Origin of the sequence: Pseudoalteromonas amylolytica, assembly GCF_001854605.1 — a bacterium.
Taxonomy (GTDB): domain Bacteria; phylum Pseudomonadota; class Gammaproteobacteria; order Enterobacterales; family Alteromonadaceae; genus Pseudoalteromonas; species Pseudoalteromonas amylolytica.
Genome location: NZ_MKJU01000025.1, coordinates 835,011 through 858,056, shown reverse-complemented (window position 1 = coordinate 858,056; position 23,046 = coordinate 835,011). Strand labels below are relative to the sequence as shown.

Sequence of the window (23,046 nt, the reverse complement as noted above, 5' to 3'; positions counted from 1 at the left end):
GATGAAAAATTTAATTTATATGGCATTTTTGCTGCTTTGCGCTCAGTCATATGCTGGTGTGGCGGTTATTGTGCACCCAAGTAACAGCAGTGCATTTGACGATTCGACGATTAATCGAATTTTTACCGGTAAAGAAAAATCTTTTAGCAATGGCAATAAAGTGATCCCTATTGGCCAAGACGCAGGCAATCCTGTGACAGAAGAGTTCAATAGCAAAGTACTGAACAAATCTTCTGCCCAGTTAAAGGCTTATTGGTCAAAACTGATATTCACAGGAAAAGGTACGCCACCAAAAGAGGCTGCTAATGACGCCGAGGTGATCCAAAGTGTATCGTCAAACCCAGATACAATTGGCTTTGTGTCATCAGGTGCTGTAACTGGCGATGTTAAGGTAGTCAAAGAGTTTTAGCCACAAACAGACAGATTTAATAAAAACTCGCTCATATGGGCGAGTTTTTTATTTTTGGTTATCATAGTGCAGCGTTGTGAATATCGCACATTACCAGCGCTGTAACTAAAAACTAAATCCTCAGTTATAAAATCAATCCTTTTGACCTATTTATTTTAACTTTGATCATCATTAAAGTTTAGTTTTTTGAAGCGAAAGAGAACGGGTTAAATGTTTGAACAACATAAATGGCCTTATCTGGCCATGATGGTAGGTATTGCAATGAGTGCCTTTTTGCTATCAAAGGTTTTATTTAAAACACAGCAACATGAAGTAAAACTCACGTCCATATATGATGATGTTTATATTTTTAGTCTGGTTCAGCCCAACAAAACTAACCTGTACGCCAAAGAGTCATGTGCTATGACAGGTAAAGCTGATTGGAGATTTCTAAATGCTCACAAAGACACAATATACAAAGCCAACGTAAGGTTTCGATTAGGTGATAAAGCGTGGAACTACTGTGCGCTTACACAAGAGTCAGAAAAAAGTTTTAAAAGGGCGCTAGACTCGTTCTTTCGAGCGGGATAAGGTGTTTGTCTATACGTTAATATAAAAGCCACTCTGTGGCTTTTATATGTTTGAAACTCAATTGCTATTTATGCTCTGTAACTGACTAGGGTCCAGGTTGTAATACCGTGCAGAACTGATCAGGGCTTGGTGAACAAGAACCACGCGCTGTAAACCTATGACTAAAGAAAAATACATCTCTTTCATCGCGTGAACGCTTAACTTTTAAAAAGCCACTGACGTTGGCATTCATATCAAACTGATTACCAAAATTAATTTCTAACTTTGGTGCGTTCTGATTGCCCCAAGTATGGGTGGTTGACCAATCATATTGAAGATAGTTTTTGTTTAAAATACTTGGGTTCCATGTATAGGTTACGTCTGGAAATACACTCTCATAGCGACTAATTGATGTAATAACAGGCGCGTTAATGCCACGTCGGTTATATGCGTATGAGGTCAATGAATTATTAAACGTACTGCCTTGAATACCTTGCCCTGGTACGTAGCGGCTAAGCATTTCATATCGCTCATAAGCGGTAGGAGGACGACTAACAATTGCTTTAAATTTACTATTAATATGGCTTAATAAAGCATCATCGATATAACCTTGATGTTCAGGAGTGGCTACGCACTGGTCGGCAGCCATTTTGCTATTCACACCTTTAACATGTTGAAGCATTTCATTTTGTCTTGCCAAGTACAGCTCTTTACCGCTACTACGAACAAACGCCATAGCTAACTCAACAACGGGTAAACAGGCTCCCATAGTAAACGGGTTGTCTAAGCAGTCTTTACGTAGGTCACGTTGCAGACGTCTGTCAGCTGCACCTCTATCTGCGCCCAATGTGTTATAGGCTCTATCGTGTTTGTTGCAACTGCTGTGCATGTCGCCGATAAATTTATTGATTTTTCTATTTAAAGAAGCATCGTTTTTAAATATTGTGCACTTGTCTGTAACAACTTGCTTTGAACTACAAACACTTGCGTAGGCAGACGTACTCATTGCTGCGCCTATAGCTAGCGTAACGCATGAAGATAATATTGTTTTTATCATTAGTTTGGCATTCCTTTTGTACCTCAAATAGGTATTTGATAATATTTTGTTTCTTAAATGTGGTCAACATTTTATTTATAAAGTTAACAATAAGATAAATGTCCGTGACATGGTTCGACAAGCTAAGTTGAAAGGCGAACAATAATAGCTTCGCAAGTACGAGAGAATTTTATTTGCAGCGTGTGTAGCTTACACAAATGGGGGTCTACGTTTGTATTGAAGGATTATTCACTAGACATTGATTCGCGCGCGGATTCTTCGCCATTGATATTACCAAAGCCAGGCCAAGACAACTCCATTGAATCATGCATTGTTCTGGCTTTTTTGCTGATGCTCGCTACGGACTCGTTTTCAAACTCTAATGAATAAATCAAGTTTTCAAGTCTTCTCGCTTTTTTATAATGCCATTGAGAATGCTCTTTAAAACGAAAAGCCGAGGTACATAAAATCGCTGTACCGGGCAATGCTGTTATGGCCGCTAGTACTAATTTGGGTAGGGCATCAGAGGCGACGAGAACGGCAGCGGCAAGACTCGAAGCTATGCTAATCACGTACATGGTGGTCATCAATGACGTGTGAGCACGCGCAACAAAACGGTATTTTCTCGACTCCTGCAGTAGTAATGCCTTTAAATTGTCTTTAGCGATTTGCGTATCCATCTTCACCAAAATCAATACAATTTGAAATGAGGTTAAAAAGCTAGCACTTATTCATAATGTATTCAATCATTTGATTCAATTGAGATCTTTATTCAATATATCGCTAGTAACAGCTTAGTTGTTTGATAGGATACACCTATAAGCGGCCATGAATTAGGTAAATTTAAGTAGGGACTATATGAATATCGTGCTGACAGATTTGCAAGTTATTGACCTGTTTTTCAGGTTTGCCGCTGTAGGATTACTGATTTTACTGATGGCATTCTTAATCAATAGGGCGTCAAAGCAAAGTGCACCACACATACTGTTATGCAGCTGTATCATCGGCTATGTGTTACTCACCGCACCAATTGAAAACAGCCACTATGGTGGATTAAGAAATGTGTTGCTATTTTTTACCGATTTAACGCCTTACGCTATTTTATGGGTGACATTGGTACAACTTAACCACCAATTTAAACTCGCTCAATCACCAAAGTGGATAGTTTACCCAGCCGTGTTGTGGCTTGTGATACTGGCGTACTTCTTTTTGGTTAAGGGTGGCACGGGCCTGCTGCACGATATCAATCACGGTATTGCACTTGTTATATTGTTAATCTGCGTATATTTGAGTGCTTATCAGCTTTATGACGATTTAGATAATCAAAGACGCAACGCTCGACAGTATCTCATTCTGCTCTGCGCGTTGTATATGACGGTGTTAGTGGTGTTTGAATTTGCATCATCAGCGATAAGAAACTCATGGCAGTTTAGTCTTACAAATGCTGTTGCTATCTTTGCTATAACCTTGTTTATAGCAAAGCGCACGTTATTGACCGCTGATGAGATAAGCCCCACTGAGGCTTCCACACAACACGCAGAACAAATAGACAACCCGCAATTAACAGCACTTAACAATTTGATGGAGCAGGGCGCGTTTTTACAACCTGAACTCACAATCGGAAAGCTTGCCGAGCAGCTTGGTATACCCGCGCACCAACTAAGGCAGCTGATCAATCAAGCTCTGGGATTTAGTAACTTTTCTCATTACCTAAACAGTTATCGCATCCCTTGGGTATGTGAGAGGCTAAACAACCCCACTAACAAGAAAACCCCCATTTTAACACTTGCCTTTGAGGCAGGATACGGTTCGATTGCGCCATTCAACCGTGCCTTTAAACAGCAAATGGGGCTAACTCCCACACAATATCGTGATCAATTTTAAAAATGATCTCATTTTTTCTAAATCGATAAGAGAATTTGAGCAAATAAGGGCTTAATAACGCTTTGTTTTAATTAGGAAGTTTATAATGAAAAAAGCGTTATTAGTGTTACTTGTCATCGTACTGTCGGCTGCATATGCCCTAGTGCCTGTTTATCAGGGGCTCGCCTATAGAGGCATATTTCCTTTAATCGGCTTTAACTATATAACTTGGCCAAGTGAACAGCCTTTGCTGAGTCAGGTTCATGATAGGCGCTTTGAAGGTGCCACAAACAAAGCAATGGAGGCGCTTAAACAACAACAAGCTAAAATCTTTGCACCCGGCTACAGCGCTGCTGTTGCTATAGATGGTCAACTAATTTGGTCAGCAAGTGTAGGCTGGGCCGACATAGCGAAGCGCCGCCCCATGAACACCGATACACAATTTCGTATCGGCAGTACCTCTAAAGCACTTACCGCCACGGGGTTAGCAAGATTGGTCGCCAATAAACAGTTTGAATTGGACGAAAAGCTTGCCAACTATTTTGATGTGCTACCCAATCCTCGTTGGGCAAACATAACAGGCCGCCAATTGATGTCGCATATGGCAGGCATTCCTCATTATAAAGAAAACACTGAGTTGTTGGGGCTGCTGGCTACTATCGGTGGGCAAACTTACTATCCCAATGTGTTAGACGCCATCACACTATTTGATGAAAGTGATGTATTATTTGCGCCAGGTGACGCGTTTAGCTATTCAAGTCTAGGTACTGTGTTGTTAAGCGCGGCTATGCAAAAGAAAACAAACATTAAGTATCAGAATATTATGTTCGATATGGTGTTTGAGCCACTAAAAATGAACGCCACGTTTGCACCAACACTTCAGAGCGAAACGAAAAACTTAGCGACCTTTTATTGGCAAAACCCGCTTCATCGTGAAGAGCTAAAACCTTGGTATGACGTTGACCTAAGCCACCGCTTAGCGGGTGGAGGTTGGGTTTCAACGCCCAAAGATTTAGCAAAACTCGGGCAGGGGTTTATGAGTGATAAGTTTATACCGCCTGCTGTTAGACAAACATTTTGGACACCGCAAGTGCTCAACAATGGCCAAGTTAACCCGCAAAAATATGGCCTAGGCTGGCGTATTCATCCCTTAGATTTAGGCCCAGGGTTTACACCGACCGAATACATGCACCATGGTGGCGTATCCGCCGGAGCACAGAGTTTTTTAATGGTAATTCCCAAATACAAACTCTCTATTGCCGTTAACGCAAACGTAAGAACCAAGGTATTTTGGCACTTTGGTGAAGTAGCCCATGAGCTGGCAAGGGTATTTATCACAGAGCTTGAGCAAAGATAGCGTTTTCTTTACACTCAAGCTAAAGGACTACAATGCGATTGGTATTCTCTGAATACCAATCGTTGAACAAGCAGTATGTAAAAGGAGTGAGTCATATGTTCAAACTTTTTAAAAAGCAGCCAAAAAAGCAGTATACACTCTCAGAGTTTGGCTTTCGTCGTGTTCACGAAGACCGAGTTCAGGTTTACCACAAGCAAAGTAATGAATGGATAAACTGGCATCAAATTGTAGACGATGTATTTGATGAGTTTGGCGAGCCGGTCTCTGAAATTGAATTACACCACGTTTTGGCTGACAGAACCAAAAAGCGGGGCGTAGGTAGCGCCCACGTAATGGTAGATAACACACAACATTTTGACTCAGACGACCCATTCAACCAAGTTATAGAGTCCTTTGTTACGGAGCACCTAAATAGCAGCTCAAATTCATCAAGTGACTTAGACTCAAGTTCATCCAGTGCCAGTAGCTCGGATAGCGCCAGTTTTGATTGATGTTTTTTGGTCCGTGAGATCACCGACTATCTCTGGCCAATAGCGTTTGCTTTAAGCCCGCTTGGAATGAGGTTACCGCAAACTCAGGAAAGCGCTGCTTAAACTTATCAGATACAAATATGTTGTCGACTTGATACCTTGGCAATAATTCTAGGGTTTCTTTGACTTGTGAGTTAGCCAACGCAAACACCTTTAACTGCCAGCCTTTAAGTACACGGTAGTTACACGGGCGGCCTAAAATATCGCTCACAGTGGCAATCATTTGTTGGTAAGTCAGACGATTGTCATCACATGGTAAGTGCCAAGTTTGACCATAGGCATCAGGTGTATTGCCAAGCAGTGCCATTGAATTTATTAAATTTGATAGCTTGTCAGAAGAAGAATTAAACAATTACGAACAAGCGGTCGCATTTATTAAAGGGGTCGAAAATCCATTCAGATTGAAGCCTTCTAGAGTCGTTGAGTTAGTTTCCAAGAAGCTTCCTAATTTTAATATGCCATTACACACGAAGTGCTGGAAATATTACGAAGCTCGTCCGCGTGAAATAGATATCAACTACAAAGGTGATTACGCAAGTTATATGGAAGGTTTTGACGGTTACTTATACTCAATGAGTTGGGTCAAGTTTCTGATAGAAGAACTACGAGATGTTACAAAGCTCGAAGAAGTTAAGATGCAAGCAATTTAATTTGTGAAACAAGACTTTTAATTTAAGAAACGGCAACATTAAGGTTAATGCTAGTAGGTTGGATAAGCAGCGTCGCTGCGCCATCCAACATGTTATCGACAATATTTAACGTCGGATGGCGCTTCGCTTATCCGACCTACAATGTTGTGGCCGTTGTCGAACACCAAGCAATGATAGTCCAAAATGTAAAAACGGATATTTCGACACTTTATAAACGAAGGTGAGTTTGATTACTGCAAAATATCTAAAAGAAACAAGCACATCTGATAGGCTATCGAGCTTAAACACCTCATTTAACATAATATAAATTATAGGTGGTAGATACGTATTCATATGTGTCTGCCTTTTACTTATCTCCTAAGTGCTGCGAAATGTCCAATACTAGACGGTATCGGACATTTTATTCATTTGCGATTAATCTTGTGAATATGAACCCAAAGTTATTGAGCTTGCTGTGCTGATGACTTAGTATGTTTTCAGACAAACAATATGAAGTATCGTTATATGGAATTTGTAAAACCGCTGGAGCCGATATTGATTATCGATGACTCCAAAGAGATCCGCGATTATCTCAGCAACATACTGGTTGAGTTAGGTTTCGAAGAAATTTTTGAGTCTGAGAATTTTGAATCCGCTAAAGCCTTACTAATCGACAACCCACCTAATGTTATCTTTTTAGATATCGAATTGCCCGACACCGACGGCACCCAAATACTAGAATTTATCAACGACCATTATCCAAGTACACACGTAATCATGTGTTCAGGTCACAACAGCCTCGAAAATGTACAAAACACTTGGGAGCTTGGCGCTAAAGGATTTATAGCAAAACCCTTCAATGCCAAAAAAGTTGATACGGTACTAAAGCGTATAGAAATGATTGCATGAGTCATCCGATAAAAGAAATCACACAACAGCTCTCACATATAATTTTTGGTAAAGAACAACAGATAAAGTTGGCTGTGTGTTGCTTGCTTTGTCGTGGTCATTTATTAATTGAAGACTTACCTGGCATGGGCAAAACCACCTTGTCTCATGGCTTGGCCGATGTGTTGGGACTCAGTTATCAACGTGTGCAATTCACCAGTGACTTGTTACCCGCGGATGTGATCGGCTCAGCAATATTTGATAGTGATAAGCATAAGTTTACCTTTCATGCTGGGCCAATCTTTAGCCAAGTATTGCTTGGAGATGAGATAAACCGTGCCAGCCCTAAAACACAAAGCGCGTTATTAGAAGCCATGGAAGAACGCCAAGTAACAGTTGATGGCGTTAGCCACCCATTACCAGAGCCATTTTTTGTGATTGCCACGCAAAACCCCATACATCAAGCAGGCACGCACCCCCTACCCGAGTCTCAATTAGATCGCTTCTTTATGCGTATCAGCTTGGGTTATCCAAGCGAAGACGCCGAGCGTAAACTAATCTTAGGCATCAAACAAAACATCTCATCGCAAGTTAATAAAGTGATTGATATTGAAGAACTATTTAGCCTTCAAGCACAAGCCGGACAAGTCAAATTAGCACAAAGTGTGCTCGACTATATTCTTGCTTTGGTCAAATACACACGCGAGTCAGGACTATTTACCGACCCGCTTTCACCACGGGCCAGTATTGCACTGGGCCATGGGGCTCGCACTTGGGCGTTGATGGATGGCCGAGACTACGCAACGCATGATGATGTTCAAGCGGTGTTTGGCAGTATTGCGGCGCATAGGCTCAATATTCCATGTCATTTACAAGAGCAAGCAATATCGGATATTTTGCACGAAGTGGTGATCCCGCTTTGAGCGAAGGATATGTAAGTGGTTTTTTCTCGCGCGTGATCCGCAACAAACACGAAGGCGAGTGCATTACATTCAAACACAACACAATCTACGTATTACCATCATTCACCGGTTTTGGTTTTATCGCCGTGAGTGCGTTAAACTTTGTGCTTGGCATTAACTATCAAAATAACCTGCTACTCGGTGTTGCTTACTTGATGATCATGTTGTTAGTCGTATCGATTATTTATGGTTATCTAAATATGAACGGTACACATGTAAAGCTTGTTGCCATTAAATCGGCACATTGCTCTGTGCCTCCTACGGTAATTTTTGAACTCAGTACCAAGGCAAGTCTACAACAACTCTCAATTGAACATAATCTTTTAAAGCAACAAATTAGCGTACCATCTGTACAAACTCGCGAACATATAAATGTGCCCTTTGAGCTACCCAGAGGTAAGCATGTTCTTGGCCGTTTTAAGTTTGTAAGCCACTTCCCTTTTGGTTTGGTCAGTGTTTGGAGCTATCTATACTGTCGTAAATCAATTTACGCGTATCCTGATCCATTAGTGGATTCCGCCCAAAGGCAAATGTTCGAAAGTCATAAAAAAGATGACCAGTTCACTCATTCTTCAACGCACCTCAGTGATGAATTAAAGCAACTAACTCCTTATCAGTCTGGCATGAATATGCATCGTATATCTTGGCGGCACTTTGCCAAGACGCAACAACTATTGATAAAGGACTATGAGGGAGAAACGGGAGCGCAAACCTTAGGGTTTGATTTTGACCATCTACAAGGTAATGTTGAGGAGCGCCTTGCAAAGCTTTGCTATCTTGTACTTCAAGCTGATCAACATAACCTCAGTTACGCCCTTAAATTAGGCCCTCGTTTGATCGCCGCAGCGCAAGGTGAACAGCACAAAGTAAAGTGCTTGGAGGCGCTAAGTGATTTCTAATCAGTTTGTCATCACCCTTAGTTACTTGCTGATAACTTTAGTGCCCGTTACATCTTTTGGTGTAGCATTTAATGTTTTAATGCTGCTGCTGGCTATCTGGCATGGCATATTGGTTATTAAAAAAAATAACGGTGTTAGAAACTCGTTGATAAATCTGATTGCTATCACGGGTATGGTAATCACTGGGCTTTCAGTCGGTATACAAAACACCGTTGAGCTTTTCGTCGCATTAATGCTACTTGCTTGCCAACTAAAAGTACTACAAGCAACAACAACTAAGCAATGGCAGCAGATTTATGTTCTAAACTTTTTTACCCTATCTAGCGTGTTTTTGTTTTCGCAAAGTTTATATATTGCGCTCATGGTGCTGATGTTACTGGGGGTTAACCTAGTTGCCATGTTACAAGTACAACCTAAAACATCCTTGGCATTTGCGAGTAAATTTACGCTCACAAAAGTGCTGATAAGCATGGCACTGAGTATACTGCTGCTGATATTTATGCCAAAAATCCCCTCATTTTGGCAGATGCCAGGGCCGACACTCGCCAAAACTGGTTTGTCAGAGAATGTTGATCCATTTGATATTGTAAACTTGGCAAAGTCTGACGAACTGGCCTTTAGAGCGATTTTAAACGACAGAACCCAAGCGCCAATGGGTAATAAGCCCCTTTATTGGCGAGCCATCATTCATGATAAGTTTGATGGTACGCAGTGGCGTATGTCAAACCTACAAAATGTTTCGAGTAATTTAACCGCGAACTTGCAGTTAGCCCCTTATAAAATTATCGCCGAAGCGAGTAACCTTCCCTGGTTATATGCGCTTGAGCACGCAGTAAGTCCAACAAAGCTGGTTAATAATAATTACTTTGGCACGCTTTATAGAACCGACAAGATCACCTCAACATTTGAATATCAAGTGCAAGCGGCAAACATTCGCCAGCAAACCAGTATGCCAGCTCGGCAATATCGCTTTAATACGACGTTGCCCGAGCAATTAAACCCAAAAGCGCAAGCACTGGCAAAGCAGTGGGATTTAGACTCAGCCAACACCAATGAATTTATCGAGCTAATGCGACGTTATTTTAGTTCGCAAGGGTTCAGGTATACACTCACCCCAAATACAAGTGAATCAAAGCATAAGATCGATGAGTTTTTGTTCGATTATAAAAATGGCTTTTGCGGGCACTATGCTTCCAGCGCCGCTATTTTACTTAGAAGTGCGGGGATCCCTGCCCGTCTGGTTTCAGGGTATTTAGGCGCTGAGTACAATAAGCAGCAAGGATATTTTAGCGTTTACCAATACGATGCTCACGCATGGGTTGAGTACTTTGTACCAAATGAGGGGTGGAAAACGCTCGACCCTACAGCATGGATTTCTCCGCAGCGTTTATTAGGCTCGTTGTCAGAACATCAAACATTGGCTGATGAATTTCAGGACAATTTAGGTTTGAGTCTCGTTGCTTGGTCTAATTTCACCGCAATTAATTGGCTGAGATTGCACTTAGAGCAACTCGATTATCAATGGACGAGGTGGGTTCTGAACTTTGACCAAGAAAAGCAAACCTCTCTGCTGCAATCGTTACTTGGTACAAAGGGCAAACAATGGGCAGGTGCATTGGTGATTTTTGTTATATCAGCAATACTACTGTTGCTGTTCTTTTACTTACAACGGCATCAGCAAGTCAAGGAGCCGTTAGTAGTAAAACGCTATCGTCAGCTGATTGAACTATCTGATAAGGACCTTTCAGCGGCTCCTCCCAAACGTGCGATAGATGAATTAACTCAACAATTTTCAAGTCACCACGAGATGTTGCTGCAATTTTATGCGGATTTCGCGGCAGATAGATATCAGGGCAAATCTTTTGGCAAAAACCAGAACAAACACGCCAAAAATTTGATAAATTCAATAAAAACAAAAGCAAAGAGATAGATATGAATGCAGTAATTATAGGCGTTTTATTAATGCTCGTTTTGGCGCTGGTTCGCGTCAACGTCATAGTAGCTATGACCGTCAGTGCAATGGTGGCGGGCTTGAGCGCGGGGCTTGGTCTAAACGATACCATGAATGCCTTTAACAGCGGCCTCTCCGGCGGGGCTGAAATTGCGCTTAGTTATGCCATGTTAGGCGGGTTCGCGGTTGCCATTTCAAAATCAGGGTTGACTCATATTCTGGCGCAAAAGCTCCTAAGCTTGGTGGATAACTCAGACGAAGCTCATACCAAAGTACTTAGCTTTACCATTATGAGTATTATCTTGCTATGTGCTGTGGCATCACAAAACCTGATCCCCGTGCATATCGCGTTTATTCCCATTTTAATCCCCCCGCTTTTGACTATTTTAAACAAGCTCTCATTGGATAGACGTGCGATTGCCTGTATTTTGACTTTTGGTCTAGCTACCTCGTATATGGTTCTTCCGTACGGTTTCGGAGGTATCTATTTATACTCTATTTTGCATAAAAACCTCGCAGATAACGGCTTAGAAATCGTTAATACGCATGTACCATTGGCGATGATAATCCCCGCAGTGGGCATGCTTGTAGGGTTAGCTATTGCCGTATTGGTGAGCTATCGCAAAGGCCGTGAATATAAACATAATGAAGCAAGCGAAGTTGCTGCAGCCCGAGAAATTGACAACCCTAAAAAGGTTATGATCATCGGCACAGTTGCAGTTATCAGCTCGCTACTTGCGCAAAATATCAGTGGTTCCATGATCTTAGGTGGCTTGGTTGGGGTTATGATGTTTAGTGTTTTCGGCATCGTTAAATGGGAACAAAGTTCTGACGTGTTCAGTCGTGGCGTTGCCATGATGGCCATGATTGGCTTTATCATGATTTCGGCGCAAGGGTTTGCCTCAGTAATGAAAGCAACGGGAGATGTTGCCAGCTTAGTCGCCGCTTGTGCTGACTTTATCGGTGACAACAAACCTTTGGCTGCGGCTATGATTTTATTGGTCGGTTTGCTCATTACCATGGGGATCGGTAGCTCATTTTCAACGGTTCCAATCATCGCCACCCTATTTGTACCTCTGTGTATGGAAGTGGGTTTTTCGATGATGGCCACTGCCGCGCTTGTTGGTACAGCTGGCGCACTCGGTGATGCAGGCTCCCCAGCTTCTGACTCAACACTTGGACCAACGTCTGGATTAAACGCGGATGGTCAACACGACCATATTTGGGACTCCGTGGTGCCCACCTTTATTCACTTTAATATTCCGCTACTTATCTTTGGTTGGATAGCGGCAATGGTACTGTAAGCTACCCAATATTAAACGTAACATTTACTAGGCTTATCAGTTAATTGGTAAGCCTTTTTTGTTTGAGCACTATGAATATATTCTTAAACCTTGCCATCATCTGTTTAAAATTTAGGCTCAAGTGGGTATCATCCCTGTTCCATTAACTTTGATTTAACTAATTTGCAAGGAAATGCTAATGAAGAAAATCATCTTATCGTTATTGTGTATCGCACCCGCTGCATATGCTATAACCGACGATCCAAAGTCCGATATCTTTAATGTTTATAAATACTTAAGAGATTCTCAAGGAAACTGCGTAACGCAGGAACCGCTTTCTAAAAACCGTTGTGAGTCGAAAACCACCGCCGTGACAAAAAATACAGAAGCGTTTGGTTACCTAGGCCATGTGTGGGGAACAAAAGCACGTTATGGTTATAATTCACGAGTCAACGCTGATTTTGGTGGCAGCCAAGATTTGGACTTGGATGGGGTCAATGATTCAATTACCAAATACAGTGGCCCTGTGTCGACTTACACGGCAAAACATTATCCCGTAGCGGTAAAGTCTGGCAACTACACATATTTTGTCTATTCAGGACCATTTACAACAGATATTAACGGAGGTCGCCCAAGCGAATCAGAAATCGCAATGGCGACCGTACATACACCCTATTCAATGGGAGATATTAACGGCAGTGTAAATTCAGCGGCAGGTTTCGGTAAAGGAGACTCCCCTTTCGGTCACGCGTATTATTCAAGCACTGGTACCTATACATTAAATAAAGCGCGCTGTTATTTTTCAACAACAAACTACCTAGGTAGCTTTTATGACCCGAATACACCAGAGAATTATTACGAGAGGGAGTATAGAAATCACCTTTCTAATTTGTTTGACCCAGATGGCGACATACAATGTAACCGCTCTAACGCACTAGGCATTTATGTTGGTAAGTACAACCATGTAACTAAGAAAGTATCACGACCTGTGCTTGTTCATGCTAAATATACCGATGACCCGCATGATAACGCCGTGATTAACGTTGATGAAGATAACAATATCCTAATCGTCGTAGCGGCAAGAGGCCCTCGCAGAGGTGCCATAATGTATCGCACCCAAATTGCAGGCGACATAAAATCATTTGCAGATGTAACACCTAATAACTTTGATTACGCAAGTGTGCTAAACCAGACGGCTGGTAAAACACTATTTGAAAAAAATAGTAAACAGTACAGAGGCATGGCCTACCCTAAGCTGTTTGCACTGCCTAATAGTGGCAACAAATATCGCATTATTTACAACGTATATTGCAAAGGGCGATATGGTGATCAAGCACCTGTGATAAATCACATTTCTTGCAACCGTCCAACGGGAGGCTATCAAGCGCGACAACTCCATACCGCGGTTTTAAAGTACGACGCAGTTAGTAGAAAAATGGTAGTGTCGAACCATCAAACAATTGCCGCATATGGTGGGCATTACGCCATTGCTAAAGCCAAAGGAAATGTTATTTCACTGGCATTTAACTTACATAAAAACGCGCATGGAGATGACCGTATAAACCTTTATCATATTTTCTCTGAGGATGGCGGCTACAACTGGAAGTACATTGACAGATTTGGCAATAGAAAAGCGCTAGCATTACCGCTTACTACTATTAGCGACTTTACAAAAGCTGAAGTATTTAAAGATCATGATATTGATTATAGTAACTCCGAAACAGTGATAACTCGTACATATATGAAAGATATAGACGTGTACGTTGAAGGTAACAGTTTGAAAAAAGTCTACATCTTGACGGTTAAATCATGTGACTCAAGCACGCTAACAGCGTGTACCAATGGTCAAGGTTACTTACCAACAACGCAGCTAATTCATAGCATGCATAGAAGCTTTTTCAACGGCGTATCGTGGAGCACAACAAAGCTTACAGACAATGTTGACCACAACTACTCAACAGGGATGGTTTCTCGCTCATTAGATGGCAAGCGCTACGATGTGTTTTATCCAAGAACCATCGACTCGAGAAACAATGCGCTGGCTGGCGGCTATGTATCTCGCGTAACCGAATATATAACTGCCACGTCTTCATCTAAATCATTCTTAGAAGTAAATATTGCCTCGCGCTCCCCTTATAAAAAAGACTACTACAAGAACCTGTGTGAGTTTAACTATATGAGAAGTGTGTTACACGGTAGCGATGACATTATCGGCATTTTTTCTGGTGCTAACCCTTATCGCTTTGAACCATCAACGGTAAATAACAATATGGCTGCTTCCCCGTTATTCTTTTTATCAAGAAGTGGTGAAATAAAACGACTGCCTACCTATATTCCAAGCAGCGCTCTTGAAGCAAACTTGGAACTTGTGGATGGCGATCACTATATCTCCTGTAAAGTTGACTTGTAATGTATCAGGATACTAAGGGGCTATATGCCCTTTAGTATCTATAAATCCCCACCTCACTGGTTAACTTTAGTTTTAAAGCAACACAGCTATTGATGAGGTTAGATGAATAGAAATTTTTAGTATGATGTGTTCTTTATGGGTTAATAGATAGGGCGATAAATAATCGCCCGTATTTTTGTTTATCTATCGCTTCAATTATTTAAAGCCTGCTAGCATTTTCTCACAAACAACTGGTGTTGGTCTGTGGTTGTCATCTACAGCTACAAAGGTGAAACTGCCAGATATAGCTAGGTGCTTATCATCTTTATGCATGCGTTCAAGATAGATTTCTACCTCTACCTTTAGACTGGTGTTACCTACGTGCACTACGCGAGACACAAGCTCCGCAAATGTTCCTGCAGGGATAGCTTCTTTGAAGTCTACTCTATCTGATGAAATGGTAACTAAAGGCTTGCGGCAAAATCGCGTCGCTGCGATAAAAGCCACTTCATCCATCCAGGCTAATGCATCGCCACCAAATAAGGTGTTGTGATGATTTGTTCTACCCGGAAAAACAGTTTTTGTTACCGAAGTTACTGAATCTTGAATGCGTTTTGCAATAATTGCATCTTTGTCTATCTGTGTCATTTACTACTTTTGCTCGCCAATGTGTCTTGCATTAATAACTGTGGATCGAGTCGCTCATTAAACCAATTAAAGCGCCAATCCAAATGTGGGCCGGTTACCCTGCCCGTTGCACCAATATCAGCAAAGTGGTCGCCAGTATCTAACTTATCTCCCACTTTGACATGAAGTTTGCTTAAATGAATATACGTAGAGCTGATACCATAACCATGGTCAACAATCACTGTGCCACCGCTGTAATACAAATCAGGGTCAGCGAATGTAACCACACCAGGCAATGGGGCAAGCACTGGCGTACCAGTTTTATTTGCTATATCCAGCCCGTAATGTGGGTTGCGAGGCTTACCGTTAAAGTACCTTTGACTACCATATACCCCCGAAATCCTACCGGGAGCGGGTCTAAATACGGGGTCTTTAAAATATTCAAGTGTAGACTCGGTAGCTCTGGCCTCACGAACCGCTTTGGCTTCTTCACGAATACGTTTTAGTACCGAATTAGGCGGAGACACATATTTTTTCTCAACGCCCGTTATGCGGTCAATTTTGAATTCACGCTCGGTTATCACAAGTTCTTTTGTATGTTGCTCGTTGTTGTTATCAACCCAGCTTAGCGTATGTGTGGCTTGGGCATCGCGTCCAAACCCAAATACAAACTCACCTTCGCCCGTTAGTTTTAATGGTTTATCGTTGAAGGTTACCTGTTTGGCATCGGCTATCTTACCCACAACCATACCACCTTGGGTCAGGTTGCCTTTTAGTTCAAGTGCGCTGACATTAAGCGCAGTCAAAAACGATAAGGCAATCACTATCCCTTTTTTAAGCATATGCAATCGCTCCTTTACCCACACCTTCGTAGGCTTTTACCATAATTTCTCTGTTTGCAGACTCTAATTTGATTTGTTGTGCTAAATATTCAGCGATACATTCAACGGTTGTGTCACAAGGTAAAATATCGCAACGCTTGGCGCTGATAGCCAACTCAAAATAACCTTGTGTGGCATCATAAGCAAAGCACACATCGCCTTCATGAGCTTGAACATTACGAAGTTGTTGAGGCGTAATGATGTCTTCTTCGGTGCCTAAATAGATATCTTGCCATTTACTGGCCCATTGTTTTTGCAACCGAGGATGTTTCATCCCATCTACAAATACACCAATTTGTGAGCGGTGACCATGAATGATGCGCTGACAGTTACCATCGTGCTTCTTCAAGCCGTGGCTGTAATGATAATAGAAGCTCTCAGCTTGCTCTGGGCGTAATTCGATGCCTATGTCTTTAACATTTTCAGGCATTTGCGCCATGATCACAGATTTTAGAAACTCTATAACTGACTGTTCATCGACTTTATCGCCATCAAGCAAACAAACCGCTTGCTCTGGCGCGCTCATCGCTAAGTGATGACTTTGGTCGCCTTGACCAAACTGGCAGTCCAGTTCAACTCTGCCGTCTTTCATGGCAACGGTTCCGTTGAGCCCTTTTGCAATTGCAAGCTTGTGATCTATGGTGTCGTCAATGATGCGTTTGATCTGTTTTTTAACCAATGCGAAATCTAAAACCATGGATTCATCATTTAGTTGACCGTGCAAAGTCAAATCAACTATCCAGCTTTCACCCACTGCGCCACGCTGATTACAAAGGTAAGAAAAATCAATCACTGTCAGTGAATCTACAAAAAGGATCATAAACTTCCGATAATCTAGTCAAATACTGGTCGTTATTATAAAGTTTTTTACGACAAATATCGCGTCAAACTGTAAGAGAATTGCATTTTAATGAGAATTATTCTTACGTAAGACACAAATTTAACTGTTCAGAGTTGTTTAGCGTACAACTGTACGCTAAAGTAACTCGGAAATTTTCAGCAAAGATTGTGAACTATGGAACCAAAAAATAGCTATACAAAAGAAGAATTAATCCTATGTGGTCGCGGTGAAATGTTTGGCGAAGGCAATTGCCGTTTACCTAGTGACAACATGTTAATGATGGATCGCATTGTCGAGATCAATGATGATGGCGGTGAGTTTGGAAAAGGTCACATTATTGCTGAGCTTGATATAAATCCTGAACTTTGGTTCTTTGATTGCCACTTTAAAGGCGATCCGGTTATGCCTGGTTGTTTAGGCCTTGACGCAATGTGGCAGCTTGTCGGCTTTTTCTTGGGCTGGTCAGGTGGCCCAGGTCTTGGCCGTGCACTTGGTGTAGGTGAAGTTAAATTTACTGGCCAAATTCTGCCTACATCAAAAAAGGTCACTTACCGAATCGACATGAAGCGCGTAATTAAGCGTAAATTGTTCATGGGTATGGCCGATGGTACAGTCGAAGTTGATGGTCGCGTAATATACGAAGCAAAAGACTTAAAAGTAGGCCTTTTCCAAGATACCAGCGCATTCTAAAAATTATATAACTGGTTAACACAACAAAGCCCCTAATTAGGGGCTTTGTTGTATGTAATCTGGTTGTTTGATTTAGGTTTTGAAGGTATTACGATTTTCAATCGCTTCGCGCCATCCACCCAGCCACTCTGATCTGGGCTCTACTTGTTGATACGGACATAAATCTTTTGATCTGCCGGCTAATCCAGCTTTAAATCCTTGTGAATGTGCTCTTTCTAAGCGATCTCTTTTCTGTCTCTTCATAGGTAAAATCCTCACCTTTTCTTTTCAATGATGCGGCACCAAAATAGTCACCGACATTTAATAATTAGTTAATAAAACCGTCGTTATCAACTCGCAGCTTATTTAAATTTTGCTGTTTTAAGTGCATTTCATATCACCTCGTTGATAACACAGAAATTGTTTTTTAACTGATGTGTATTATGCGCACATCACGCGCTATTGAATTATTGAGAACAACCAACTTATCGCCTCACTTGCTACGCCAAACGCGCAACCAAGTCACAGACTAACAAGTTAGTACAGAGCAGGAACGGCCAAACCTTGATCTTCAATAAATCATATTCGCACTTAGCTTGCAATGATTAATATCAAGCTTTTTTAAGAAGGCTGTTAACACTTGAATTGACAGCAAAGGAAAACTCAGTAATGTTGGATATATTATCCATAATTTTAATAAATATTGAATTACATATCACTTTTAGAATTTAAAAAAACATTCATAATTTTGAAATATAAAATCTTGTTGATTTTCAATGAGCAATATATTGCACACATTGAAGTTAGGCTTTTTATACTTGAAAAGAGGTATTTCGGTTCATATATAGGCGCACTATCTTGAGCGTTTAGGCATGTTTTTTATTTTCTTGCTTGCAACAAAGTAAATACACACCTAAACCTGCGCCTCTACAACCTAGTTGCTGCGATGAACAAAGTTAAAGCTGTTCTCATATACTAACTGTGCACTGCCATCACTTGGTGTGCTATAAAAATTTACCGTTAATGTATCGCTTTGGTTGTTTAGCTCTAGGTGTGCAAACCCCCAAGTAAAGCTCTTTGACCAAACTAAATCATATTCTGGGTACTGAGCCTCTTGGTACATAGCAAATGGTGTATGTGTACCGCGCATTTTTGAAGCTGCACCACTGATAATAAGTGGTAGTTTTGCTTTGGAGTGACCTTTTGGCAACACCCTTGAGCAATCATCGCTCAATAGCTCCAGATCATGCTCATGACCTGCAATGTAAGCATCAGCATATTCGCACAGCTCTGGCAAAATTAAACGCCTTAACACATGGCCTTCATCATACTTTGTACCGCCTATAGACCACAAAACATGATGACCATATACAATTTTCCACTTCGCCGTTGATTGTTTCAGACCGTTGGCAAGCCAGATCAATTGTTTATGATCCTCACCATTTAAAGGAATTTCGTGTTGTTCTATATCTTCAAGTTGTGCTTGCCCCTTAGCTAATGCGGTTGCTAAGCCTTGCTCTTGCCCTTTTTCATTTAACGGGATCTCGTAGTAGTGTTGACCTGATAGCAGCATATTTGTGTCTATGACAAAAAACTCCACATCACTGCCAGGCTCACCTTTTTTAAAGCTGTAATACCCTCGCTTATCCATATGAAAATTTGGCTGCTTTGCCATCCAGTCGCTCTGCAATGCAACCCCCTTTCTTGAGGTTTTCCAGTCATGGTTGCCAAGCGCCGAATAGACCACCAGCGACTCATCTAAGTCAAACAATGGCTTTAATGGGCCGAGGATCAGATCTTCCATGCGTTTTTGATCATCTTTACCATCATTCGCACCTGCGCCGTCTGGGTAGATGTTGTCTCCCAACTGAATGGCGAATTCACACGGTTTTTGCTGACACAGTTTAGCCATGGCTTGACCAACTGGTACGGCTCCACTTTGTTCAACAGCAATATTCGAATTGGGATAAACATACAAAGGCGCATGATTAAACTCTGACAAAGGTCGATGCTCTGCGAGCCAATCCTGTTTCTCCGCTGCTACAAACTGTTGTTTGCTTTTTGGCTGCTTAATATGCTTCGTTTTTGGGTAGTCTACACTGTAACCACCATCGCCAAACGCTAAAAAGCTAATTATATTTTGTTCACTCGCCGCTGTTGCGGCATTAACAGCGCAAGTGTAAAGAGCGCTCGATAATAAAAAATATTTTAGATGCTTTTTCATGATGTTTTGCAGCCAATATGCTTGGCTGCCCTATAAGTTTGTTATAAAGAATTAAAACTCACACCCAGTTCAAATGAGCGGCCATATGTTTCATATTGATAGTTGTAGTCACGTGAACCGTGATACAGGTAATAAGGTTCATCGGTTAGGTTTGTGGCATTAAAATAGACTTGTGTTTGCTCTGAGAGCTGATATTTGGCGCTGAAGTCTAACTGTAGGTGGGCGTCTTGGTAGACTCGCTCATCTCCCTCATTAAACACAAAGCTCTTACTTTTGTAGCTAGCACTGAGTCTTGCACTATAAGTGTTAGCGTCATAACCGACCATCAAATTGGCTACGGTATCTGACTGGCTTGGCAACTTTTCATCCGCATCAATAAACGTCCCGTTGGCACTAAGCACAATGCCATTGCTATAGTTTCCGATGTACGCCAATTCAACGCCTGTCATCTGGGCTGAGCCGCCATTAACAACTTGGACGACCTCTTCATACCCTGACCAATTTCCGTTGTTTTGAACTTGCTCAGTAGTATTAAAATTGCTGATGTCTTTATAGAATACACCCGCAGATATTACCCCTATCCCACTGGGATAGTATTCAATTGAAAAGTCGACATTATCTGATTCATAAGGGTCCAAATATGGGTTGCCTACCTCTGCTTTACGTTCAAGCTGCACATTACCATCAGACTCACTGCGCTCTGTTTCAATCAACTGGTATGCTGCTGAATCGGAAAATTTTGGTCTGGCAAGCGTATTGGTATAGGCAAACCGAGTGACGAGTTGGTCTTGCAGCTCGTATCGTACTGTAAGGTTAGGCATTAAGTGATCATACTGTTTTTGCACAGACCAAACGTTTATATCAACACGTTCAATGTCACTTATCTGATCTTCAACGAGTTCCACCTTATTGCCTGTGGTGTCAAAATCTGTTGATTCGTAGCGTAGTCCACTCAATATCTGCCAACGGTCAATATCTATTGTAAACATGAAATAAGCCGCGCTTATTGCTTCGTTCGATTGATATGTTCCTGTTAGGCTCTCTACGTCGGTTTCCAATACATTAATGTCAAAATGCCTAGTGTTATTGGCTACATAATCTCTTAGAGCGTCACGACTCAAACCTGGTCCAAAGTCCCCTAATGAATATTGAGGCGGGTGCTGCTCAAAAGCAGATGCTGATATATCGTCAAAACCACCGTCATAGATAAGCGCCGTTAACTGATTATATTTCTCACGCTTAGAATACTTTGCACCAAACTTAATCTGAGTGTTGTAATTGGCCACAACCAAATCCTTACTCACATCGAATTTAAAACTTGTGGCCTTATCTTCACTAAAGTTGTTTTCTGTTACCACTTCATCAAGCTCAAAACCTTCAAGTTGATGCGAAGAGATGCTTCGAGTCAGGATTGGGGTTTGGCCTAAACTTGCGTAACCCAAAAGCATATCTTCCCCAGCAAAGCTTACGTCCAGCCTATTCGGTTCATCTTCGTTAGATTTTGAGTGGTCGAAGCTCGCTTCAACAAACCATTCATCTAACTGTTGCTCGGTGCCTAAAACAAAAGACGTGATTTTCTGCGTTTCGTATCTGTCTTTGGTATCTCTATCCATTTCGGCTTGACCAAATAGCGCAGATGAATGTGTCAGTGAACCGGCAACTAGTTCGCCTTTATCAAGCTTATATTCATTCCTTTGCCGATATTCATCGTCTGAAAACTCACTAAACAAACTTCGAAGATAATAAGAGTTTGCATTTTTGTCTCGTAAATCTAGATTCAGGGCAGCTCCGGTACGTTCTCTGATAATTTTATAATGCCTTTGCTCGATTTCTTCTGCTGAATAAACGCCTTTTTTTACTTGCTGCCAGCCACCATCAGTTTCCATGTTATAAGAACCAAACTTTCGCTCAGACCAAGAAAATGCCGTTGCCAAACCAAGCTCTAAAGCGCTGTCGATTTTAAAGGTGTCGCTAAAGCTTCCTGAGAGTTTTGGGCTGTGCTTTTCAACTTTGTTATTATAGGTAGTTTGTATATTCGCACTGTAGCTTTGTCCCGCTCTATCAAACGCACTTAAACTTTTTACTTCTATACTGCCTCCAATCGCTGAGGCGTCCATATCAGGTGTTACCGTCTTACTGACTTCTAAACTTTGAATAAGCTCACTTGGGATCACATCCATCGCCACACTACGTACTCCAGCCTCAGGAGAAGGTACATTTGCACCGTTAATCGTGACATTATTCAGGTTTGGGTCGATGCCTCTGATACCGACAAAGCGCCCTTCCCCTTGGTCTCGTTGGATGTACAAACCTGGCAGTCGCTGTAGTGCTTGTGCGGCGTTTTGGTCGGGTAATTGCCCAATTGCATCGCTACTTGCGATTGAAGTAATGCCTAGGGCATTTTTTTGCCTGTTGAGTGCGCCTGCCTGTCCCGCCCTGTGGCCAACAACAATTACATCCTCTAACACTTGCTGCTGTGAGCTAAGCGCCACCTCCAAGGTGGTGATATTTCCTTGTGAAACACGCACGGTTTGTGCGAATGTCTGCGCGCCCAAATAGTCAACCACCAAGGTGTAATCACCTTGAGGAAGGTTAGTTAGCTTAAAGACTCCATCGCGATTACTTACAGTGCTGCGTTTTAATTCTTTGATGGTTATTTTCGCCCCTTGAAAATACACATCATGTGCTTCGCTTGTGACTCTACCTTGGATGGTATTGGCGCACACATTCGATATAAATAATGCGCTTGCCATTGCCAAAGCGACTTTGGATTTTGAAAAGTTTGACGGTTTCATTGTAACTCTCTAATTGCACAGGTAATGAATACAGGCACGCTGCCTGTACCTAACGGCTGGCACCTTAGAGAACCTACATGAAAGTATTATTTCAGCTCACCTAACACACACAGATATAAGACTTTTTTAATCACAATTTTGGTCATTTTGAGCCATATTGACCCCCGTATTACGGCTTCGACCTGATGTTTTATTCATAAAACCTAATGATTATCCGCATGTTGTCATAAATATGCACACTCTGGTGAGCTATTCTAACCCTGT

Annotated in this window: 22 protein-coding genes; 13 read left to right on the top strand and 9 right to left on the bottom strand. The window is 41.7% G+C overall.

The annotated features are described in order from the left end of the window. Position 1 precedes the first annotated feature (1 nt). Positions 2 to 409: a type 2 periplasmic-binding domain-containing protein gene (locus BET10_RS10320; RefSeq protein WP_070985463.1), complete on the top strand. Its 408-nt coding sequence runs from the start codon at positions 2 to 4 to the stop codon at positions 407 to 409. Between the two features lie 210 nt (positions 410 to 619). Next, positions 620 to 979: a hypothetical protein gene (locus BET10_RS10315; RefSeq protein WP_070985462.1), complete on the top strand. Its 360-nt coding sequence runs from the start codon at positions 620 to 622 to the stop codon at positions 977 to 979. An 85-nt stretch (positions 980 to 1,064) separates the two neighbouring features. On the opposite strand, the gene BET10_RS10310 is transcribed toward BET10_RS10315, so the two are convergent. Both BET10_RS10310 and BET10_RS10305 read right to left on the bottom strand, forming a co-directional pair. Then, positions 1,065 to 1,964, bottom strand: coding sequence for a hypothetical protein (locus BET10_RS10310; RefSeq protein ID WP_070985461.1), 900 nt, complete (start codon positions 1,962 to 1,964; stop codon positions 1,065 to 1,067). Between the two features lie 275 nt (positions 1,965 to 2,239). Continuing rightward, positions 2,240 to 2,674, bottom strand: coding sequence for a hypothetical protein (locus BET10_RS10305; RefSeq protein ID WP_070985460.1), 435 nt, complete (start codon positions 2,672 to 2,674; stop codon positions 2,240 to 2,242). Between the two features lie 178 nt (positions 2,675 to 2,852). Here BET10_RS10305 and BET10_RS10300 point away from each other — a divergent pair, with 178 nt between their 5' ends. The 3 genes from BET10_RS10300 (at position 2,853) to BET10_RS10290 (ending at position 5,705) form a co-directional block, all read left to right on the top strand. After that, positions 2,853 to 3,878: a helix-turn-helix domain-containing protein gene (locus BET10_RS10300; RefSeq protein ID WP_070985459.1), complete on the top strand. Its 1,026-nt coding sequence runs from the start codon at positions 2,853 to 2,855 to the stop codon at positions 3,876 to 3,878. Positions 3,879 to 3,963: 85 nt separating this feature from the next. Further along, positions 3,964 to 5,214 (top strand): serine hydrolase domain-containing protein, encoded by a 1,251-nt coding sequence (locus BET10_RS10295; RefSeq protein ID WP_070985458.1) that lies wholly within the window; start codon positions 3,964 to 3,966, stop codon positions 5,212 to 5,214. Positions 5,215 to 5,309: 95 nt separating this feature from the next. Next, positions 5,310 to 5,705: a hypothetical protein gene (locus BET10_RS10290; protein WP_070985457.1), complete on the top strand. Its 396-nt coding sequence runs from the start codon at positions 5,310 to 5,312 to the stop codon at positions 5,703 to 5,705. A 19-nt stretch (positions 5,706 to 5,724) separates the two neighbouring features. Here the strand turns inward: BET10_RS10290 and BET10_RS10285 are convergent, their stop codons facing one another. After that, on the bottom strand, positions 5,725 to 6,051 hold the full coding sequence (locus tag BET10_RS10285; RefSeq protein ID WP_070985456.1) for a Rossmann-fold NAD(P)-binding domain-containing protein: 327 nt from the start codon (positions 6,049 to 6,051) through the stop codon (positions 5,725 to 5,727). On the opposite strand from BET10_RS10285, the gene BET10_RS10280 reads away from it, so the two are divergent. The 7 genes from BET10_RS10280 to BET10_RS10250 all read left to right on the top strand — a co-directional run bounded on the left by BET10_RS10280 (position 6,035) and on the right by BET10_RS10250 (position 14,766). Beyond that, on the top strand, positions 6,035 to 6,394 hold the full coding sequence (locus tag BET10_RS10280; RefSeq protein WP_070985455.1) for a hypothetical protein: 360 nt from the start codon (positions 6,035 to 6,037) through the stop codon (positions 6,392 to 6,394). The genes BET10_RS10285 and BET10_RS10280 overlap by 17 nt on opposite strands. 504 nt (positions 6,395 to 6,898) lie before the next feature. After that, positions 6,899 to 7,282, top strand: coding sequence for a response regulator (locus BET10_RS10275; protein WP_070985454.1), 384 nt, complete (start codon positions 6,899 to 6,901; stop codon positions 7,280 to 7,282). Then, positions 7,279 to 8,184, top strand: coding sequence for an AAA family ATPase (locus BET10_RS10270; RefSeq protein WP_070985453.1), 906 nt, complete (start codon positions 7,279 to 7,281; stop codon positions 8,182 to 8,184). Before BET10_RS10275 ends, BET10_RS10270 begins: the two co-directional genes overlap by 4 nt. After that, on the top strand, positions 8,124 to 9,122 hold the full coding sequence (locus BET10_RS10265) for a DUF58 domain-containing protein (protein WP_083330500.1): 999 nt from the start codon (positions 8,124 to 8,126) through the stop codon (positions 9,120 to 9,122). Before BET10_RS10270 ends, BET10_RS10265 begins: the two co-directional genes overlap by 61 nt. After that, positions 9,112 to 11,052 carry a transglutaminase TgpA family protein gene (locus BET10_RS10260; protein WP_070985452.1) on the top strand — a complete coding sequence of 647 codons (1,941 nt, stop codon included), beginning with the start codon at positions 9,112 to 9,114 and terminating at the stop codon, positions 11,050 to 11,052. The genes BET10_RS10265 and BET10_RS10260 overlap by 11 nt, the downstream gene beginning before the upstream one ends. Before the next feature lie 2 nt (positions 11,053 to 11,054). Further along, positions 11,055 to 12,377, top strand: coding sequence for a Na+/H+ antiporter family protein (locus BET10_RS10255; RefSeq protein ID WP_070985451.1), 1,323 nt, complete (start codon positions 11,055 to 11,057; stop codon positions 12,375 to 12,377). Between the two features lie 178 nt (positions 12,378 to 12,555). Continuing rightward, on the top strand, positions 12,556 to 14,766 hold the full coding sequence (locus BET10_RS10250) for a hypothetical protein (RefSeq protein WP_070985450.1): 2,211 nt from the start codon (positions 12,556 to 12,558) through the stop codon (positions 14,764 to 14,766). A gap of 195 nt (positions 14,767 to 14,961) precedes the next feature. On the opposite strand, the gene BET10_RS10245 is transcribed toward BET10_RS10250, so the two are convergent. Genes BET10_RS10245 through BET10_RS10235 form a run of 3 tightly spaced genes read right to left on the bottom strand, consistent with a single transcriptional unit; the run spans position 14,962 to position 17,073 of the window. After that, positions 14,962 to 15,393: an acyl-CoA thioesterase gene (locus tag BET10_RS10245; protein WP_070985449.1), complete on the bottom strand. Its 432-nt coding sequence runs from the start codon at positions 15,391 to 15,393 to the stop codon at positions 14,962 to 14,964. Continuing rightward, entirely contained in the window at positions 15,390 to 16,214 is an 825-nt protein-coding gene (locus tag BET10_RS10240; RefSeq protein WP_070985448.1) for a M23 family metallopeptidase, read from the bottom strand. Before BET10_RS10240 ends, BET10_RS10245 begins: the two co-directional genes overlap by 4 nt. Next, the gene (locus BET10_RS10235; RefSeq protein ID WP_070985447.1) at positions 16,207 to 17,073 is read right to left on the bottom strand and encodes a 6-carboxytetrahydropterin synthase; all 867 of its coding nucleotides are present in this window, start codon (positions 17,071 to 17,073) and stop codon (positions 16,207 to 16,209) included. Before BET10_RS10235 ends, BET10_RS10240 begins: the two co-directional genes overlap by 8 nt. 195 nt (positions 17,074 to 17,268) lie before the next feature. On the opposite strand from BET10_RS10235, the gene fabA reads away from it, so the two are divergent. Then, the gene (fabA, locus tag BET10_RS10230; RefSeq protein ID WP_070985446.1) at positions 17,269 to 17,784 is read left to right on the top strand and encodes a 3-hydroxyacyl-[acyl-carrier-protein] dehydratase FabA; all 516 of its coding nucleotides are present in this window, start codon (positions 17,269 to 17,271) and stop codon (positions 17,782 to 17,784) included. Positions 17,785 to 17,856: 72 nt separating this feature from the next. Here fabA and rmf read toward each other — a convergent pair whose 3' ends face one another. The 3 genes from rmf to BET10_RS10215 form a co-directional block, all read right to left on the bottom strand. After that, positions 17,857 to 18,027: a ribosome modulation factor gene (gene rmf, locus BET10_RS10225; RefSeq protein WP_070985445.1), complete on the bottom strand. Its 171-nt coding sequence runs from the start codon at positions 18,025 to 18,027 to the stop codon at positions 17,857 to 17,859. 670 nt (positions 18,028 to 18,697) lie between these two features. Further along, entirely contained in the window at positions 18,698 to 19,987 is a 1,290-nt protein-coding gene (locus BET10_RS10220) for a metallophosphoesterase (RefSeq protein ID WP_070985444.1), read from the bottom strand. Between the two features lie 41 nt (positions 19,988 to 20,028). Then, entirely contained in the window at positions 20,029 to 22,782 is a 2,754-nt protein-coding gene (locus BET10_RS10215; protein WP_070985443.1) for a TonB-dependent receptor, read from the bottom strand. Positions 22,783 to 23,046: the final 264 nt, after the last annotated feature.

Bases quoted from the DNA above. Each gene is read 5' to 3' on its own strand.
- rmf (WP_070985445.1), bottom strand. From the start codon at position 18,027: ATGAAGAGACAGAAAAGAGATCGCTTAGAAAGAGCACATTCACAAGGA.
- BET10_RS10275 (WP_070985454.1), top strand. From the start codon at position 6,899: ATGGAATTTGTAAAACCGCTGGAGCCGATATTGATTATCGATGACTCC.
- BET10_RS10290 (WP_070985457.1), top strand. From the start codon at position 5,310: ATGTTCAAACTTTTTAAAAAGCAGCCAAAAAAGCAGTATACACTCTCA.
- BET10_RS10320 (WP_070985463.1), top strand. From the start codon at position 2: ATGAAAAATTTAATTTATATGGCATTTTTGCTGCTTTGCGCTCAGTCA.
- BET10_RS10315 (WP_070985462.1), top strand. From the start codon at position 620: ATGTTTGAACAACATAAATGGCCTTATCTGGCCATGATGGTAGGTATT.
- BET10_RS10300 (WP_070985459.1), top strand. From the start codon at position 2,853: ATGAATATCGTGCTGACAGATTTGCAAGTTATTGACCTGTTTTTCAGG.
- BET10_RS10305 (WP_070985460.1), bottom strand. From the start codon at position 2,674: ATGGATACGCAAATCGCTAAAGACAATTTAAAGGCATTACTACTGCAG.
- BET10_RS10295 (WP_070985458.1), top strand. From the start codon at position 3,964: ATGAAAAAAGCGTTATTAGTGTTACTTGTCATCGTACTGTCGGCTGCA.
- BET10_RS10285 (WP_070985456.1), bottom strand. From the start codon at position 6,051: ATGGCACTGCTTGGCAATACACCTGATGCCTATGGTCAAACTTGGCAC.
- BET10_RS10240 (WP_070985448.1), bottom strand. From the start codon at position 16,214: ATGCTTAAAAAAGGGATAGTGATTGCCTTATCGTTTTTGACTGCGCTT.
- BET10_RS10270 (WP_070985453.1), top strand. From the start codon at position 7,279: ATGAGTCATCCGATAAAAGAAATCACACAACAGCTCTCACATATAATT.
- BET10_RS10235 (WP_070985447.1), bottom strand. From the start codon at position 17,073: ATGATCCTTTTTGTAGATTCACTGACAGTGATTGATTTTTCTTACCTT.
- BET10_RS10215 (WP_070985443.1), bottom strand. From the start codon at position 22,782: ATGAAACCGTCAAACTTTTCAAAATCCAAAGTCGCTTTGGCAATGGCA.
- BET10_RS10310 (WP_070985461.1), bottom strand. From the start codon at position 1,964: ATGAGTACGTCTGCCTACGCAAGTGTTTGTAGTTCAAAGCAAGTTGTT.
- fabA (WP_070985446.1), top strand. From the start codon at position 17,269: ATGGAACCAAAAAATAGCTATACAAAAGAAGAATTAATCCTATGTGGT.
- BET10_RS10255 (WP_070985451.1), top strand. From the start codon at position 11,055: ATGAATGCAGTAATTATAGGCGTTTTATTAATGCTCGTTTTGGCGCTG.
- BET10_RS10245 (WP_070985449.1), bottom strand. From the start codon at position 15,393: ATGACACAGATAGACAAAGATGCAATTATTGCAAAACGCATTCAAGAT.
- BET10_RS10250 (WP_070985450.1), top strand. From the start codon at position 12,556: ATGAAGAAAATCATCTTATCGTTATTGTGTATCGCACCCGCTGCATAT.
- BET10_RS10265 (WP_083330500.1), top strand. From the start codon at position 8,124: ATGTCATTTACAAGAGCAAGCAATATCGGATATTTTGCACGAAGTGGT.
- BET10_RS10220 (WP_070985444.1), bottom strand. From the start codon at position 19,987: ATGAAAAAGCATCTAAAATATTTTTTATTATCGAGCGCTCTTTACACT.